Annotated in this window: 12 protein-coding genes; 4 read left to right on the top strand and 8 right to left on the bottom strand. The window is 45.8% G+C overall.

Features of this window, described 5'->3' with window-relative positions; genetic code table 11:
* The 3 genes from H8792_RS11770 to H8792_RS11760 form a co-directional block, all read left to right on the top strand.
* Window positions 1-733 (top strand): hypothetical protein (locus H8792_RS11770; RefSeq protein ID WP_185979166.1); only part of this gene is annotated, 733 nt, incomplete at its 5' end.
* A complete protein-coding gene (locus H8792_RS11765; protein WP_185979165.1) occupies window positions 730-1,578 on the top strand; it encodes an ImmA/IrrE family metallo-endopeptidase in 849 nt (282 codons plus the stop codon). The genes H8792_RS11770 and H8792_RS11765, both read left to right, overlap by 4 nt.
* The gene (locus tag H8792_RS11760; protein WP_185979164.1) at window positions 1,575-2,657 is read left to right on the top strand and encodes a beta family protein; all 1,083 of its coding nucleotides are present in this window, start codon (window positions 1,575-1,577) and stop codon (window positions 2,655-2,657) included. The genes H8792_RS11765 and H8792_RS11760 overlap by 4 nt, the downstream gene beginning before the upstream one ends.
* Here H8792_RS11760 and H8792_RS11755 read toward each other — a convergent pair.
* From H8792_RS11755 to H8792_RS11745, 3 genes are all read right to left on the bottom strand, one after another.
* The gene (locus H8792_RS11755; protein WP_185979163.1) at window positions 2,626-3,219 is read right to left on the bottom strand and encodes a sce7726 family protein; all 594 of its coding nucleotides are present in this window, start codon (window positions 3,217-3,219) and stop codon (window positions 2,626-2,628) included. The two genes, H8792_RS11760 and H8792_RS11755, sit on opposite strands and share 32 nt — an antisense overlap.
* A 155-nt stretch (window positions 3,220-3,374) precedes the next feature.
* Complete coding sequence (gene cobN / locus H8792_RS11750; protein WP_185979162.1) at window positions 3,375-7,583, bottom strand: cobaltochelatase subunit CobN; 4,209 nt, start codon at window positions 7,581-7,583, stop codon at window positions 3,375-3,377.
* Window positions 7,584-7,595: 12 nt separating this feature from the next.
* Window positions 7,596-9,836, bottom strand: a complete 2,241-nt coding sequence (locus H8792_RS11745) for a TonB-dependent receptor (RefSeq protein WP_185979161.1) — start codon at window positions 9,834-9,836, stop codon at window positions 7,596-7,598.
* Window positions 9,837-10,092: 256 nt separating this feature from the next.
* Between H8792_RS11745 and H8792_RS11740 the strand changes: the two genes are divergently transcribed.
* Window positions 10,093-10,992, top strand: a complete 900-nt coding sequence (locus H8792_RS11740) for a copper chaperone PCu(A)C (protein ID WP_185979160.1) — start codon at window positions 10,093-10,095, stop codon at window positions 10,990-10,992.
* Between the two features lie 84 nt (window positions 10,993-11,076).
* Here H8792_RS11740 and H8792_RS11735 read toward each other — a convergent pair whose 3' ends face one another.
* The 5 genes from H8792_RS11735 to H8792_RS11715 form a co-directional block, all read right to left on the bottom strand.
* A complete protein-coding gene (locus H8792_RS11735; RefSeq protein WP_228767113.1) occupies window positions 11,077-11,751 on the bottom strand; it encodes a DUF2202 domain-containing protein in 675 nt (224 codons plus the stop codon).
* A gap of 171 nt (window positions 11,752-11,922) precedes the next feature.
* The gene (mrtJ, locus tag H8792_RS11730) at window positions 11,923-12,405 is read right to left on the bottom strand and encodes a JDVT-CTERM system glutamic-type intramembrane protease MrtJ (RefSeq protein WP_185979159.1); all 483 of its coding nucleotides are present in this window, start codon (window positions 12,403-12,405) and stop codon (window positions 11,923-11,925) included.
* Window positions 12,406-12,497: 92 nt separating this feature from the next.
* Complete coding sequence (locus tag H8792_RS11725) at window positions 12,498-14,684, bottom strand: choice-of-anchor O protein (RefSeq protein ID WP_185979158.1); 2,187 nt, start codon at window positions 14,682-14,684, stop codon at window positions 12,498-12,500.
* Between the two features lie 438 nt (window positions 14,685-15,122).
* Window positions 15,123-15,626, bottom strand: coding sequence for an exosortase/archaeosortase family protein (locus H8792_RS11720; protein ID WP_194947666.1), 504 nt, complete (start codon window positions 15,624-15,626; stop codon window positions 15,123-15,125).
* A 215-nt stretch (window positions 15,627-15,841) separates the two neighbouring features.
* Entirely contained in the window at window positions 15,842-17,401 is a 1,560-nt protein-coding gene (locus H8792_RS11715) for a choice-of-anchor F family protein (RefSeq protein ID WP_185979156.1), read from the bottom strand.
* Window positions 17,402-17,643: the final 242 nt, after the last annotated feature.

Here is a 17,643-nt window from a genome sequence, read left to right as displayed (position 1 = left end):
ATTCAAAATTATTTTTTCTGGAGCAGTAAAGAATCAAATGACACTAGACGAAATAAGACAATCAATCTCAAACAACACTCTTAAAGCCCCAGAAAAAATTACACAAATTGCTTCAGGCATTTTGAATGACAATGTAAATATTCCACGACCTTTTCAAATTCTGTGTGGTAGCAGCCCACGGTTGGCTTCGCTTTGCGACAATGCATGGGGTATGTTTTTTAATGACACTTTGAATTATTTACGATCACTACCTCCTGAGGAACTAATGGAGGCCAAACAAGGATTCCAATTCGGTAGCGCACACTGGGACTGGTTTACCAAAACTCTAAGCTTTAATTCAGAGAGCTATCTCTGGTTTTATCTGATTATTGATGACCGGGTACAAGGTATTTGTCTCATCTGTCACCCAGCAGGAGCTAAGTTAAAACCTGGAGAAATCTTTTATATCGAATTTATTGCTTCAGCACCTTGGAATACCAAAAATCCACTTGAACCAAAACGCTTTTCTGGCATTGGCACCACCCTAATTCAGTACATGATTGAATACAGTGTAAATACCTTAAAATTACAATATGGGCTTAACCTACACGCTCTAAGACAAGCCGAACCTTTTTATGAGCAAAAGCTTGGCATGACTCATCTGCCTGATTATGACAAGACTCAAGATAATGGTGCCGTGTTAAAATTTTATGAACTAGAAGAACAAGTGGCAAAAGCGTTGGTGACATCATGAAAAAGCTACCGAATATTGAAGATGAAATCATTAATAACTGCGACGGTTTATCACTGGAAGATGCTCTTGCGAAACATAGAGAGTTTTCAGCGCTTATTGACGGAGCATCCCCAAATACAATAAAAAACGCTGGCTGGGAATTAAGTAACTTGTTTGTCAATTATTCTCAAGCCAATACCCTATTTCGCAAAACAACTGGAGCGAACGATTCAAAGATTACTCTTTGGTTAGCCAAAGCGCAGCAAATGGCAAAAGAGTTTTATATTGAACATCAGGCCATGCCTGACTTTATCGGATTAAAAACCAGTGAAGTTCGAGAGATTGCTCAATTGAGCATAGAAGAAAATATTATTTCCGAAATACCAGAAATCTTGGCGTACAAAGGTATTATTTTAATCTATCTTCCCGCTCTGGAAGCAAGCAAGGTCGATGGTGCCACCTTTTTACTCGCAGGCAAATTTCCTGTTGTTGTTCATGCGGTACGCTTCGACCGACTTGATAACTTTTGGTTCACGTTAATTCACGAGCTCTCTCATGTCGCTCTGCATTTCGATCAATTATCTACACCTATCATTGATGTTGACCTATGGTCAGATAATGAAGATAACACCGATATCGAAATTCAGGCAAATCGTCAGACACGCTTTAGCTTTATCCCTAAAACGGAATGGCGAACCACACCAAAAACCATTGCAAAACTTGACACCATTATCGAGATTGCAGAGCGAAATAAAGTTCACCCTGTAGTCATTGCTGGAATGATTCGGTTCAGCTCAAAAAACTACAAATTATTTAGTGATTTGGTTAATTCAGCTAAATTTAAGGAACGATTATTTCCCGAATGAATATCGACTATACACCGTTCCTAAAGCTTAAAGACAATGAGCTTGTTGCCTTAGAAAATCTTGATTCAAAATGGCATAAACACCTTGTGCCGTTTTTTGATTTCCCATCAAAACAAGATTCAAAAAAACCCAGTGATTACGCCAAAAAATCAGAAGAAATGGCAAAAAAGCTGAAGCAAAAACTCCCTGAATTTCAAAGGTTTTACATCGACACCTTTGATATCGAAGACCATATGATCCTGGGCAAGCACAATTATTTATATCTTCTAGAGCAATTCGATACCTTTACCGCTATACCCGTAACTGGTCCGGATAGAACCGATGATCACAAAGAGTCGATTAAGACCTTTATGTCAAAGAATCCCGACTCAGCAAACATTATTGCTTACCGCGTCACTTATGAAGACTTTATTAGCTATACAGCCACAAACGAAGAAGTTAAAGAGTCTTTAGATGAACTGATGAACGATCTATTCACAGAGGTCCACCTGATTATGGATTGTCGTCTAGTTGCATTATTTAATGATAAAGACATCAATGCAACTGTATCGCAAATCACCGATTATGTTCGTAAATTCACTGGAGACTATCGGGTTACCAAAGTCATTGTGTGCGGCTCAATGATTCCCATTTCACTTGCGTCATTAGTTAAACCTAATTGCTACGATGTCATCGAACGAATAGAGCTACAAATTTACCAAAACGTAAAAGCCAACTTTTCAGATTCGCACGACATTCAACTCGGAGATTATACGACTGTATCACCCGAGTTTGCAGAACCAAATCCTGATAGCGCACGCAATGCCACCAGTAAACTTGTTTACCCACACGAACAAACACAACACATTTGGCGTGGCACCAAAGTAATTAGCAAGCCGTCAAAAGGTTACCTATATAACCAACATGTAAAAGACATGATTCAACTAACCCCTTCAATCTATCGAGGGCCAGATTTCAGTTGGGCTGACGGCGAATTTGACGCCAAACAAAACGCTAGAAAAGGGTTTTGGATAAACTCAATCACAAAATTTTTAGTAAATGCCCACATCAGCTATATGCTACATATTTATAGCCGTTAGCAATTTTGAGCTTATGCCGATAACCCAAAGTAGCAGCGACCTTACGACTTACCTCTAACTTTTTATTGTTTTCGGCAATCATCTTTGAAAGATCCACACAATTTTTGCGTTTGTCTTTAGGCATAGGATTATCCAATAGCTGCAACAATTCATCTTTCCAAAGCGTATAAAGCGCAATTTCTGGATCAAATTCTGGATTGACCTTATCCTTGCGGACACTCGTAATCAACACCTCACCTTTTTGTGTGATTCGTGCCAGCATAACCCCCCAAAATATGGGCGTAATTTCCAAGGCTTTGCTCAAATGATTTTCAGTCGTCACAAGAGTAATTCGACGGAATGCTTTATTGTAGTGATATCCTTGTTCAAGAATACGCGTAACTTTATCCGTTTCACCTTTAATTTCATAACAATGGGATTCATCACGAAGTGTAACTACATCAGCAATTGCATGACTGCTACAAACATGTAGCTCTTGCATTACTTCATAATCATCTAGCCCTTGTCTAGCAAAGCGATGCAAGAGAGCTTGCCTTATTTTTAAGTCATTTAATTTTTCCATAACGCTGAATATTTTATACGTTTAAGCCAAAAAAAGAATTAAGGTTATTTATTTTAGGATCATGATCTCAAAATAAAATACTTTTGTTTCTAAAATTTTTAAATCCATAAAAAACGCCCATTTAAGGGCGTTTAATCGTTAGAACAAGTTGCACTTTACCTTCTTAAATAGATTTGACGCAAAGCCCCTGCCGCGAGGAGTGCGACGAGCAGTAGCCACCATTTCGGTTGGTCGATTGGTTGTTGTTCTTCGGGCTGTTGTTCTTGCATAACTTGCCCTTGCACGGTTTCCAGTTGTTCGGTTTGCTCGGTTTGTTCCGTGTTTTCAGACTCGGGTTTTTCCATGCTTTCAGCAGGTGCAGGCTGTGCCGCAGAAGTGGCCATATCCGGCGCCGGTGCGGCGCTTAGACCGTAACCCGCCGCCAGCTCGGCAACATAGGCTTTAAAGGTCTGGTTGTCGGTATGCACATCATACTTTTCTGCCAGTTCCTGATAGGTCTGCACCAGCTCTTTTTTAGTCTGCTCGGAGGACTTCCAGTAGTCTTTGCGAATCGCTTCCAGCATACGCTCGGCAATTTGCGCCATGGCCGTTGGATTGGATTCTTCAAACCACGTTTTCATATCCAAGTCATATTTGTCCTTGATATACACCTCGTGGAATTCTTGCCACTGGTCATCACGCACGACATTGCGATCCATGACTTGCCAGCCCCAGAAGTTATTGATGGTATTGAGCATCTGCAAAGTTCCGGCATAGCCCTCTTTTTGCATCTCCTTAACCCAGTTCGGGTGCTGATAGACGGCACGCAGCTCGGTGGCTAAGAAACGCTCGGCGGTTTGCAGTTTGGCTTTTTTCGGATCGCGCATATTGGAGATATAGAGTTGCGGTGCTTTGCCTTCAAGATGTTGCAACGCCATAGAAATCCCACCTAAATATTCAAATGGGTGGTCGGTATCCAGTAGCCCGCGCAAATTCGAGGAACGCGAAAAGACCGCCGCCGAGGTGCCTTTTAACTGCTCGGCATAGACATTGACCGGCTTGCCGTCTTTGGTGGTCAGTTTTTGACTCCATTGCGACGTGTCCGGCCCGTAAGCCCATGACATACGCGACAGATACAACTCAGCAAGCTTGCCGTCATCCTCTTCCCATTTATCGGAAGCCAAGGTCGCATCGGGCAACTTGGTGCCGTAGTCGCCACTTTCGGTGCCGAACACGCGGGTCAGCGCAAAGTTCTTCGCCGCTTTTGGCTCAACACCTTCTTTAATTAGCGCCTTTTCAATCCGCAGTGTATTGGCGCGGATAAAGTTATCCTCTTCGCCTTCATCAAGATTGGCGAGCATGACAATCGCTTCGTTAAAGCGTTCCATCACATTCGGGAATTGGTCGCGGTATAGACCTGTCAGCGAAATGACCGTGTCGATACGCGGACGACCCAACTCTTTAAGCGGAATCACTTCCAACCCTGTCACGCGCCCGCCGCGATCCCAGATCGGCTTCACGCCCATGGCATAGAAGACCTGCGCTTCGAGCATCCCCAGATGGCGCAAAGTTTCGGTACTCCACATCGAGAAGGTGAGTTTTTTCGGGAATTCGCCGTGGGTACGTTCATGACTGGCGATCATCTCTTTCATCGCCTGCACACCTGCCTGATAAGCAGATTTAGTCGGAATGCGCGATGGATCAAAACCATACATATTACGTCCGGTAGGAATGGCATCCGGATTACGAATCGGGTCGCCGCCATAAGACGGATCAAGCCACTTTGCATTTAGCGCTGTAAGAATCCCTTTGGTTTCTGATTCGGCACGCAAATTTTGCGCATACTGAATACCCTGCTTCACAATCGCAACCAGCTCCGGTTTAGCGGAGTCCGCGGCATTTAGCGGCTGTTCGTCAATGATATGCGCACGAACAAACTTAAACGGCTCGGTGGTCTTAATCAACTTATAGTCGGCTCGAAACAGTTCACGACTGTTCGCGACACCAAGCGGCTGCATTAGGTCATCACCGAGCATCAACATAATATTTAGAGCCAGATGGTCAAGTTCGGCGGTTTCACCAAAGGTGTGCAAGCCAAGCGGTTGCATGGCGGAACCGAGGTCTTCCAGATAGTCTTCGATATCGCGCAGGAAATTATCGAAATTAGCGTGCAAGTCTTCAACTTTCCAACCCATATCTTCCGGAATCTTCATCTTCACCGCTTGTTCGATAATCAAATCCTTGGCATTGGATTTCACCAGCCCTTCATCGAGCGAGATATATTCGCGAATGGCATCGTTAATCGCGACAAAGTCATCCGATAAACCGGCAGGCGAAAATGGCGGCACTTGATAGCTGACAATGACACCACGCCCACGGCGTTTCACGTGAAGCGCCTCACCGATATTATCGACAATATAGGGATAGACCACCGGTGTATTCCACACCGCCAGATTCGGGCAGTCATAGGCCCATAAACCGCGCTCTTTACCCGGGTGCCACTCTTGCGTACCGTGGGTTCCAAAATGGATAATCGCATCGGTACCGTAGACCTCGCGTGTCCATAGATAGACCGCCGCATAGTAGTGATTCATCGGGCGTTTGGTGTCGTGGAACAGGTCTTTATCCTCCTCGGCGCTCGAACCGCCACGACTCGGTTGCGGCATGACAATCAGATTGCCAAGTTTCAAACGCGGAATCACAAAACCTTGCTGCCCCTTGTAATCGACCACCCAGTGATTGTCGGCAGGATCGCCCCAGTTTTTGGTGATATTGTCCTGCACAGACTGCGGCAAAGTCGCAAACCAAGCGCGGTATTTGTCGAGCAGCATAAAATCCCATAGTTCGGTTTTCATTAGCTCCGGCACGGCATTGGCGCGATACGCCGGACGCAACATGGTCGCGACCGCATCAATCAACTGCTGTTCACTGACATCGTCCAACGCATAGCCTTGCGCCTTCATATCGGCAACCAGCTTTTCAATTGAGCGCGGCACATTCATATTCGACGCGCCCTGATTCTTTTCGCCAGGTGGGTGATTCCAGAAAAATAGCGCCAACTTTTTATCTTGATTGGCTTTGCGCTGCAGTTTGGCAAGGTTAATCAACTTACCGACCAGCAATTCCATCTGCTCCGGCAGCGGGATCATTTCGCCATCCGGATTAACGGTTAATACCACCGGATCTTGAATCCCGATATATTCGGCATTGGTCAAGGTAAACGGCAAGCGGAAAGAGCTTACCCCCGCCAAATCTTGCATATAAACCTCACGCCCACCTTCGCGATAATGCAGGATATTCAACACCGGAATGCCCTGCGCCTGATAACGCAGTTTGCGCCCTTCAACATCTCCGCCTAGGAAGGTATTGACCATCATGACCTGCGGCAACACCTTGCCATTCAACGTAATAAGCGGTTCATTGAACTTATAAGGACGACCGGTTTTCGGATTCGGGAAAGGGTTGTCATCGGCTTGTGCTGTAGCAGGTCTTCCAGACGGTCTACCGGAAGATTCAGGACGACCGCTTGGACGCGCATTTGCCTTTTGCACCGCTTCACGCGCGACCGACTGCTGCGATTTAAAGGTATTTTGCGTCACCCGGGCCGCACGATAGAAAAACAGCGGCATAGCACCACGCTTTTCCAGCGCGTCGATGGTTTCATCCAGATGGCGTGTTTGTCCGTCGGCGATATAGCTCGATGAGGTCTCCATCGCGACCACTAAACCTTGCGCACCATCTTTACCGGAACGCTGATTCCACCACTGAATATAGCTAGGCAGGTCGGCAAAAATCTGCTGTTTATAAGCCGGATGGTAGATACCTCCGTTCGGCATTTCTATCGGCAACGGCACTGAATCTAAGTCGCCCCCTGCGATAATCGCTTTTGCATAATCAAACAGCAGACGATGGTTATCGCTCATACCGCCTAGATAGTAGCCGTAAACCTGCTGACCGACTTCGGTCGGCAAATTAATGGTACGCAAGCGAACCGGACGGCTCATGCGATTAATATGCACTATCGGCACGCTTAGATTGCGCAACGCCTCGCCGGCAAAGGTCTCGATCAGTGCCTGATCGTCAGAACGTGGTGCATCAATAATCACCAGTCCGGCATTTTGCAACGCCTTATGCACGCCCTCTTTACCACCGGAACCGTCTTTGGCATCGACCTGAACCCAATCCAACTCGACACCCTGCTTTTGAGCAGCTGCCGTCAGCAGCTTGAACTTTTTGCTCAAAACAAAATTGGTAGAAACAATCGCCACTTTCGGGCCATTTTTATCAATATAATCATCGGGATTTTCTGACGCAAAAACGGGCGCCGTCAAAAATGACAGACACCCGCCGATCAGAAACATCCAATTCGTCAGACGCTTTAGCATTGCACTAACTCCTTAGAATCTGATCTTAATACCGGCCATCCACACACGGCCGGGATCGACATTGATCGACAGATCTTCCTCGTTATAAACACCGTCCTGATTGCTGTCATAAAAACCGCGAACAATGGAATAAAACTGATCGTCAAAGACATTGTCGACTTTTACGAAGACACCTAAATCGGAAGGTTTGGCAGAGAAAATTGGCGTGCGTGTCTGGTATTCCAGTCCGACGTTCACCAAAGTTCTTGCCGGCATTTTTTCCTGATTGATTTCGTCGGCGTAGCTTTCGCCGCGATAGTCGATTTCGGTCAACAGTCGCAGTTTGGTCGTCGGATACCAGTTGATACGGAAGTTGGCGCTGTGCGTCGGCGTTCTCGGCACGGCGTTACCGCTGTTGTCATACGGTTTAAAATACACTTGGTTGGCCGGATCGGTCAGCTCGGCTTCACTGGCAACGATGGTGCGCGCATAAGGGTTACCAAGGGCAAGAAAGAAGTTGTCGTAACTGACAAAATAGCTATCCAACAGAGTGTAGGCAAAGTCAAAAGACAGGTTGTGTTTCTTTTCGGTTTGCAATGCCAGTTCAAGCCCCTTACTGACAACATGACCGATATTTTCCGAGCGGGCTTCCAGATCGGTATTGATTGCAGCATTGCTGTTGACGTACTGACCGATCGCACTGGTAATAAAGTCTTTTCGTTCGATGTAAAAGACTGAAGAGTTCAGCTTGGTTTTCCAGCCGAACAAATCGACCGTCGAGCGAATACCAAGCTCATAGTTAATGGATTTTTCAGGGATAAGGTCGGGGTTCTCCGCCAGCTCGGAAAGTGTCGGAGCGCGGAATCCGGTGGAAACACCGCCGTAAAGCGATGTAATTGGCGTTAAATCATAATCTCCGCCCAGTCGCCAGGAATGAATCGAGAACTCGTCGTGCTGAGTAAGATCCGTCAGGCGATCCAGACCGTCCAAAGTGATATTATCGAAGCGGTAGTTCATTGTCAGGGTGAACTGATCGGACAGGGCTTTTTTGGCTTCCGTATAAACCGCTTTGGTAATTTCTTCTCTGTAAGAATCGGATTTAATGGTACCCGCAGTAATGGTCGTCCCGCGGGAAAAAGTCCGGTAGTCCTCTTTGACGGTCGTCAGTTCGTCAAAGGTGTTCTTCTTCAGTTCGGCACCAACCATCAGTCCCCAGCTGCCGAACGAATCGCGTCCTTCCAGCTTGATTCCTCTCTGAACTTGCTCGTAATCATTCAGATTCTGATACATATCGACCTGATCGTCACCTACGGAATTCCCGTCGCCATCGTATTTAATCGGCGCCGACCAGTAATCGGTGAAATCCTGATACTGGTAAACGACCGCCAGCAGATTCCCTGTATCGGAAAAATCGTTCGAATAAGTCAGATTCAGACGTGACAAATCGACATTGAACATTCGCGTATAACCTCTTCCGGCCAGTTCCCCTTCCGGATCGGTTTCGGCAGCCGTGACACCGGTTACGGAACCGTCTCTGTCGCGGAAGCGATCGGTTTTCTCAAAGCCGAAGGTCAAATCGCTGTGATCGTCGATATAGTATTGCAAGTTCCCGGCCAGGCTTTCGGAATCGCGTTGGGAAAGCGCGTAGTAACCGTCGTTATGGCGGTCGGCATATTGGATATGGCCGGCAAATTCTTCACCGGCAAAACCGCCTTTAATCAATTTACGGTCGTAACCGTAAGAACCGCGATCATACTCGACCGTTACCCCTTCGTGCTCAACTCCACGCTTGGTGGTAATAATGATCGCTCCGGCCAGAGCATCCTCTCCATACAGGAATGAAGCAGGCCCCTTCACAACACGAATCGACTGGATATTATCCAGATCGATATTGACCTTGCCGGTACGCTCAAAAACGGGAACACCATCAATGACAATCGCCACGCCCGGTTTTTCTCCCATATAGCGCTGACTGTCGATCCCGCGAATTTTAATCTTGATGCCGTCGCCTTCTCCGGCCAAATCGGCGGTAATACCCGGAATCGCCCGCAGGACTTCGATGATGTTGGTCGCATGCTTGGCATCAATGTCTTCCATATTAATAACGGTCGAACTGGCTGGATCGTTGCGATCGGACTCAAATCGGTCTTCGATTGTCGATGCAGAAACGGTAACCTGCTCAAGTTCGGTAGAACTCTCAGCAAAGCCGCCTTGCGAATACATCAGCAACATCGCCGATGTCAGCGCATTTAAACACAAACCATTTTTCTGCATAACTCCCCCAACAATCCAAAAATTACCTTTAAATCAGCGCAGAATTGTAGGAGGCGCTATGTTTGCAAACAATGCGACAAATTGTCGCAGGCCCTTAAATTCGTCGGTTTCGGGGTTAAACTCTTGTCGCCGGGGAAGCCTTTCTTTTCCTTAAGGTTCAATAACTGATTCAGATCAAATGCACCCTCGATTTTTTTTGGAATACTAGTGCCCTGATTCAAAATTACACATCTGAGACTCACACAAGGAGACATTAATGAAACCCTTAAGCTTTACCGCTCTTTTAGCCGGTTGCCTGATCAGCTGGCAAGCCTTGGCTGCCACCGTCGCCGAATCCATCGAAATCAACGACCCTTATGTCAGAATGGTTCCGCCGACGGCGCCGGCAACTGCCGCTTTTATGACGATCAAGAACAATTCGGGCGAAGATCATGCTCTGGTCGACGCAAAGGCTTATATCAATAAGGTCACCGAGTTACACACTCATATTCACGATGCCGGTGTCATGCGTATGCGCCGTGTTGAAAAAATCGAACTGCCGGCAGGCAAAACCACCGCTCTGCAACCGGGCGGCTTACACGTGATGTTGATCGGTTTAACCCAGCCGGTTAAAGAAGGCCAAGCGATTAAAATCGATCTGACCTTCGATGACGGTTCGACCAAGACCATCGAGGCGATCGGACGTCCGATCATGCCGATGGGCAAAATGAATGGTTCCGGTATGGGGATGGGAATGAAACCGATGAACGGCTCGGGCATGGGTCAGGGAATGATGCTGTCTAACGGCCGCAATCAAAATCCGAGGGGCATGGTTATGCATGCAAATCCGGCCTTCCCGAATTTAACCGGTATCGCCATTAAAAACAGTGCTGAGCTCGGTTTAAGTGCACAACAGATCGCAGATATTAAAGCCTGGACAAAAGCCCACGGCGATAAAATGCAACAGCTCTTCAGTCAGGTAAACGGCCTGGAAAAAGAATTAATTCAAGATAGCCTGGCGGGATTGCCGAAAGCCGAACTGATAGCCAAATTTGAAAAGACTCTGGCGATGCGCAAAGAGATTGCCGAAACCAAAATCGATTGCCGCGATAACATGAAAAAAATCCTGACTCAGGAACAGTTTGCAAAACTGGCATCAATCTATCCGATGATGTAATGCCGACAAGGTTTTGCTAATTCGCGAAAGCGACTCTCTAAAAAAATAAAGGGGCTTCTTGGCCCCTTTTCATTATTTCGCACCTTATTTCAAGTTGGTGCTTTCCATTGGAGAGTTGATAATCGCATCGAACTCTTCTTGAGAAATAAATTGCGGCTCGTAGGCAAAGCCGTAACGCGTCAACACATCCCAGAAAGATCTCAAGTGATTACGGGAACCTTTCATCAGCTCTTCATACACCGCAACAATATCATCGTTTCCGTCAACCGCGTCGATCGATTCGGCAATATCTTTAATGTCCAGCTCTTCAATCATATTACCGACCTGAAGCGCCCCTTCCAGGCTTTCAGTACCCTTAGCAACCAGAGCTTCATAGGTTTCTACAAAATGGTAATCGGTATACACGCCCACGCTGTCGTCGATAACAGGATCAGCCAGCTGATATTTTTCAATCAATAACTTGATCGCGTCCATGTGAGACTGTTCCGATTCGGAGATGTTTTTAAAAATCTGCAATCCCCAAACATCATATAAAGTCAGATACACATCTCGGGCCAGCTTTTCTTCTTCACGCATAAAAAGCAAACCTTGTTCTTCATCTACAGAGAGAGACTCGATGGCGGTCGTTTCAACAACCGTGTCTATACTGACACTTTGCTTGCCGGTCATTTTTCCAGCGGCAAGTGCGCTGCCCGAAGCAGTAATCATTGCTGCGGTTAACACACTCACTGTAAATAGATTTTTTAGAGTAGGCTTCATAAATCATTTCCTTTTTTGGATTCAAATAGAGAACGTCTCCTTTGACGCTGTCTATTTTATGGGAAAATTTCACATTTTCTGAAGCAGGTTTTTTAAATACTTTTTCATAAAAAAAATTAATTCAGCATAAGCTGTGCTTAATACAGCTGAATTTATCGAAGACAATTGTCGCTAGTTTGCAGAAAAAAATAACAAGACCGCATTGTAAAACGCATGCAGAAATATCGCCGGAAAGACCGACTGATAACGGTCACGAAACCACCCGAAGATTAAAGAAGGGATCAGAACAGCCAAGGCCCATATTGGAGGATGATAGAACAGATGAAAAGAGGTAAATACGATGCTGACAACCCAGTTAGCGCGGCTTAACCCAAACCAGTTTTCAGCAAACCAGGCATAGAGAGATAACTTTCCCTGGAGCAATCCACGAAAAAACAGCTCTTCGATCAACGGCTGCCAGATAACCATCAGGAAAAAAACCATCCAGCTCAAAGGTATTGCAGTAAGCCATTCCGGCACGAGAGTGCGACCAAGAAGCAAAAGCAGCGGTGCCGCCAGTAAAGCCGAGTAGAACCAAGGATCTTTAAAACAACGCTGCGTCCAATAAAGACCTAATTCTCTTTGCCAAAAAGACTCTCTTTTGACTGAGGTCATCGATGAAATTCCCGTCGTAAGACATATAAAGCAGACAAAATAAAAAAGGCGCCAACCTTGCGGCGACGCCTTAATTTTAGCCGATTTTTATATCAGACCTGGCTGCGACGAGCGCGTCGGAAACCTAGGAAAGCTAATGCTGATAGCAAGATCGCAGGTAAAGTAGGATCAAACTTCGCATTATCGGATAGAGTACAACCGCTGCTGGAGCTATTGGTTGATGTTGAACCGTCATCCACAACTGCATCGGTAGTAATTGCTTTAGCAAAGGCTGCTTCAGTAGTCACACCATCAGTCTCGTTCCAGACCGCATACACAATTTGTCCGTCAGGAGTCGGACGTAATTGAGATTCATAACGTGCACGATTGTTAGGATTGTCGACACTGACAACCGGTTCCATGGTATTCCCTTTATCAAAGCTTCGGGTATAGAAAATATCTAAGTCTTCAGCATCTTCAATATGCGAATACACATTGGTTTGCGTACCCCAGGCAATAACGAATGCATCAGGGTTATAGTTCGCTTCAGCAACCGATGAGTAAGGGGTTTTGACGAAACGCGGTTCACGAACATTCACTTCTTTAGTTGGTAAATTGGACAGATTTTTAGGTGCAGTCCAAGAAGCGCTTACCGCATCATAGCGACGTAACCAGAAATCATAATTTTCCAAATCGGTATAGGTCGCCAAAGCCCAGTCAGGGGTATAGCTATAACCGATGTACAGATCGTTTCCGACAATTGCACCACGGTGCGCCAACGCATTTTCGATATTGTTGGTTTCCGTTGTATCGGTCAGATTATTGGTGCCGGCTTTAGTGTTACTGCTCAGGTTATAACCTTGTTTATGCGCATCTGAACCGACCAAATTATCTTCGATGGTTTGGAAATCGGAAGCACTACAGTTCGCAATATCGACCGCAGGAACCAGATCCGACGCCAGCAAACCGGTAGAACCTTCTGCAGTGGTTTTAAATCCGACACGCGCCATAATATCGGAAGGGCCACCTTGATCATATTGACCTTCTTTCCAGAAGATACCGATACGCATACCGGTATCCGCATCACCCTGTACAGTGTTTACCTGTGCCATCATATCGTCTGATTGAGCGACAAAACGCACACGACGGGCATTTTCAGCAGGGTTGGAGATAATACAACCAGCCTGATCCAAATCAGCACCGGTCAATCCACTGAATGGAAGCGCATGGTAACGAACATATTTACCGATATCACGACCTTCCGAACCTTTGGTTTCTTCATAAGCGACTACAACCGTCGGTCCCACCAAACCGGTATTAGCACGCGTTGCTGCTGCTTGACCACCGTCAATTTCCGAATCGTCAACGACAGTACCAGTCGAGTTTTTAATCACATCATGATTTCCGGAGGCATGGGTTGTTCCATCCGAATTATCGGTCAAACGGGCAGAAGCGCCATATCCGTTAGCTTCAGTTTTAGCTGCAATCCAGATATCGGTACCATGTGCAGCGATTGCACCGGAAGCACCATCACCAGGACCATCTGCTTCACCGAGCTGCAATCCAAGCGGATCTTCCTGCCAGGTAATGACTGCATTACCGGCTAAGTTGATTTTACTTACGTCCTGTTTGGCGTCACGGCTACCATCCGAAAGTTGTACCTTATCTTCCCAGGTAAGTGCCCCACCGGCGTTAACCGATGCTTTACGCGCCCAAGTACAACTGAACGGAATTTCACGATCATCACGCTCCAAATAACTTACCGAACGTTGGTTCGTACCATCGCCGCAATATTTATCGGTCCAGGTAATCATGATATTCGCACCACCGTTAGAAATGTTCGGCTTATCCGAATCACCATAGAACGGCTTGCGGGTTGTACCATCGACATCAGGTCCGTCCCAATCTGCATTCATACTGCTCAGCAATGCTGTCTCGGAGACGTTTACCGGTGCTGTCCAGTTCTCTTCCAAGCTACAATCCAAGGTTGCACTGGCACAGGTACGGATAAAAATATCTCTTGCCGGACGCTCTGCGTCACCTTTTACATCGTAAACCACTTTGGTGGCATCAACCGAGTCGCCATACACCGAAATGAGAGCGCCGTTTCCTAAGCTTACCAACTTGGTTTTAAAAGCATCATCCCCAATATCCGGTGTTGTCGAAGCCGATAAGTTAATTTGGGCAGTAAACTGCATCTGAGTCATGCTCTGGTCTTGCGTTTGATCTTCAGCGTAGACAGCTGGAACAGCAAAGGTTGCTGCCATTGCTAATACTAGTGATTTCTTTTTAATATTCATGTCCGTTTCCTCCTATTAAGTTCACAGACAAATTTGAAAAGCCGGTCAGTTGCACCCAGTCGGCCAATCTAATTTCATCATTTCATTATTTCTTAATTTATTCTTAAGAAATCTCCTTACGGCTCTGAGTATAGCTAAATCAATTTGGAAAACTATGACTGGTAGGCGGCTGAAGACCCGAAAAAATTGATCTCAAACAAGTTTGTAACCGATTAATTTTTTTAGTTATTTCGGATCAATTTTTTTTAATTCGCTTATATAAAGTTGAACAGTCTCTTTTATTAGGATGGATAAATTTGTTCTATCAGATAAACGGATTAGAGCTGTCTTAAGCAAGGTTTTTGGCGATGATTTATGGACAGAAAACGAGCGAATCAGTTCTGTATGTTTTAAAGAAACAAGACAGGAAAATGCTATCCCTTTTCTATACGAAAAGCCTCATGAAGATACGGGTTCTTTCTCTACAATCGGTGCCCGGGAAGTGAACCAGAAGAAGAGAGACAGTGTCAGGATTGCCACGCCATAACGTCCAAACCAATCATGGGCAAGAGGAAACAGACTTTTATCTTCCAAAACAACCAAAGTGATTAACAGCATACGAATGGTGTTAATGACCATCACCGCTGCATAACCGAGCAGCACCCAGTTCAATTTCACTCTAAAAGGAGTTGGATAGGCCAGAATGGCGGCAAGATAGAGCAAATATGGGACAAGGCCATTACACTCGTGCACGATATGCAAGTGCATACCATTCTCCAGTATTAACGTATTGGCTTGGAGCAGAATTGGCAGATCAAACGCATGTACCCAGCCACGGGTAATCAAATTGGTCACTTCGGTCTGCCACTGATTTATGACGAATAGCGGACTAAATGATTCAAAGAAAAATAGAGCAAATAAAACACCTACCCATACAAAATAAGCAATCGAGAATCTCAACATACTTTATTGCCTTTCTCTAACCTTCTAATCTTCCGTTACCGGCTCAACCGAATTTGCCGTAAAAACCTACGAACCCACCCAACCTGTAAATGGCTGAGGCCTTCACCATTACACAATATATTTCGGGTGAAGAAAACGAAAAACGCCGCCCGGTACTCAAACCGGACGGCGTTTTGAAATTGCGCAAACACCTTGCGCATAAGATCGACTTGATCTTACTTTGATAATTTTCTACGCGCGATCAAAGCTCCCAATCCAAGGAAACCAAAGATCATAGCCAATAGACTGGCATTATCGTATGCACTAAGCGAACGTTCATTACTATATGTTTCGTCACCGTCATCCGCTGGAACATAATCATCCAACGTTTCCGGAGGTTGATTGTCAGGTTCCTCATACCCTGGTACATAATCGGTTTTGGTTTCATCAACCAAAGGAATCATTCGCAGAGTAAAGGTTCCGGTCGTGTCCGTTACTTCACCAACATCAATGACGTAACTTAAACCAAGGTTCAATACATCTTCGATACCGCCGACATAATAAGGCTCGGAACTGGTTGCCCATGCCGTCAACTCTTCAGCTGTGACTGGTGCATAATCATCCGCCATCCCTTTCAACCACATATAATCTTCTTCCGGTGTATTGGGATTGTCTCCCCACCAGGCGACTAATTGATCATCGGTAGCAGGATCATTGTCAAAGTCGTAGAAAATCCCTTTCGGCTCATACATGCTTGGCAACCACTTACTTCCGAAAAGAGTTTCATACGTATCGGCAAGCACTGCACCGGAAGTAATCTGGTTAGTCACCGTTGTCTCAGGAGCAGAACCTTCAGTTGCTTCAAAGCCGGCACGCTTCACGTTATCAAAGAAGCCCGGATCGTGTTTATCGTCACCCGGACCAAATAGACCGGCTGAGAAAGTTGCACGATCGTCCGCATCCCAGATATCGCCGCCACCGTCTTTTTCACCAACACCGTCAGAAAGTTCGACAGTCGTCGTCGTATTTGGCGTAAAAGCCGTTCCGACACCGGTTCCCACTTGCAAAGTGAAGCCTTTCAAATGCTTATCGGTGTAATTGTTTAGCTTTTGCAAAACCATATAACGAGTCGTTGCGAGCCCACCGGCATTGGTATCCGAGTTTTGCACATTGAATACCATATCAATCGCCACCGGCTTGCCGGTACCGTCTTCGGCAACGGATTCAGGCAATGCACTGACTTTAAAACGTTTATGCGTCTGGAAAGCACTGTCACACATGGTTGGATTCACATATTGTGAATCTAGCAGACCGTCATCCAAGGTGGCGCCTTCCGGAAGAAGGGTCTCATCAGCCACATACTTTGACTCGTCGGAAAACGGATGAAAAGAAGTACTCATAATACAGCTGGCCGGCTTGCCGTTAGACATATAGACCGTGTCCGTATCGGTCAGAACTTTCACACCTGATGGCTCGCCGACAGGCCAGTCTTTACCGGTCAATTTCCCGGTCGGTGAATCGACATTGACGCCGTTGTTGATATAGCTGGCGAAAGACTCCCCTTCAACCATCGCGCTGTAAGCGCCTGTCGCGTTGTCAAAACTTTTGGATGCAATCTCTTCACCTGTTTCGGCATTAACGATTTTGACCGACACATTATCGTGATTCCAACCACCCCAACCAAACTGGACCAATGAAGTAAAATCGTAATCCTGAACAACTTGGCTTTGAGTCCCAACATTTGTTCCCTGAATACCCGTAATCGTATCGGCATGAGCACCCATCGCTACTGACATACAAGCCGCAGCCACAGCATTTAATTTAAATATTTTTTTTCCTTCCACGTTTTGTTTCCCCTTCGATAAACATGCAAACCAGCTTAAGTTTAACGGTGACCAACCATGATTTAATTTCACAGCAATTAAGCTAAAAATTAAAGACCATAACCCCACTCGTCCTTGAAATAAGATTAAGAAGTAAAAACAAGATTACTTTCTACGGCTGCCATCGCCATACAATGCTAATAATATCTTAATAT

The organism is Thiomicrorhabdus heinhorstiae, assembly GCF_013391765.2.
GTDB lineage: Bacteria > Pseudomonadota > Gammaproteobacteria > Thiomicrospirales > Thiomicrospiraceae > Thiomicrorhabdus > Thiomicrorhabdus heinhorstiae.
Note: the sequence above shows the minus strand (reverse complement) of the source record. Positions and strands in the feature narration are given on the sequence as shown.

Excerpts from the sequence above, each read along its gene's own strand:
- H8792_RS11765 (WP_185979165.1), top strand. The coding sequence starts at position 730 with ATGAAAAAGCTACCGAATATTGAAGATGAAATCATTAATAACTGCGAC.
- H8792_RS11760 (WP_185979164.1), top strand. The coding sequence starts at position 1,575 with ATGAATATCGACTATACACCGTTCCTAAAGCTTAAAGACAATGAGCTT.
- H8792_RS11755 (WP_185979163.1), bottom strand. The coding sequence starts at position 3,219 with ATGGAAAAATTAAATGACTTAAAAATAAGGCAAGCTCTCTTGCATCGC.
- cobN (WP_185979162.1), bottom strand. The coding sequence starts at position 7,583 with ATGCTAAAGCGTCTGACGAATTGGATGTTTCTGATCGGCGGGTGTCTG.
- H8792_RS11745 (WP_185979161.1), bottom strand. The coding sequence starts at position 9,836 with ATGCAGAAAAATGGTTTGTGTTTAAATGCGCTGACATCGGCGATGTTG.
- H8792_RS11740 (WP_185979160.1), top strand. The coding sequence starts at position 10,093 with ATGAAACCCTTAAGCTTTACCGCTCTTTTAGCCGGTTGCCTGATCAGC.
- H8792_RS11735 (WP_228767113.1), bottom strand. The coding sequence starts at position 11,751 with ATGAAGCCTACTCTAAAAAATCTATTTACAGTGAGTGTGTTAACCGCA.
- mrtJ (WP_185979159.1), bottom strand. The coding sequence starts at position 12,405 with ATGACCTCAGTCAAAAGAGAGTCTTTTTGGCAAAGAGAATTAGGTCTT.
- H8792_RS11725 (WP_185979158.1), bottom strand. The coding sequence starts at position 14,684 with ATGAATATTAAAAAGAAATCACTAGTATTAGCAATGGCAGCAACCTTT.
- H8792_RS11720 (WP_194947666.1), bottom strand. The coding sequence starts at position 15,626 with ATGTTGAGATTCTCGATTGCTTATTTTGTATGGGTAGGTGTTTTATTT.
- H8792_RS11715 (WP_185979156.1), bottom strand. The coding sequence starts at position 17,401 with ATGTCAGTAGCGATGGGTGCTCATGCCGATACGATTACGGGTATTCAG.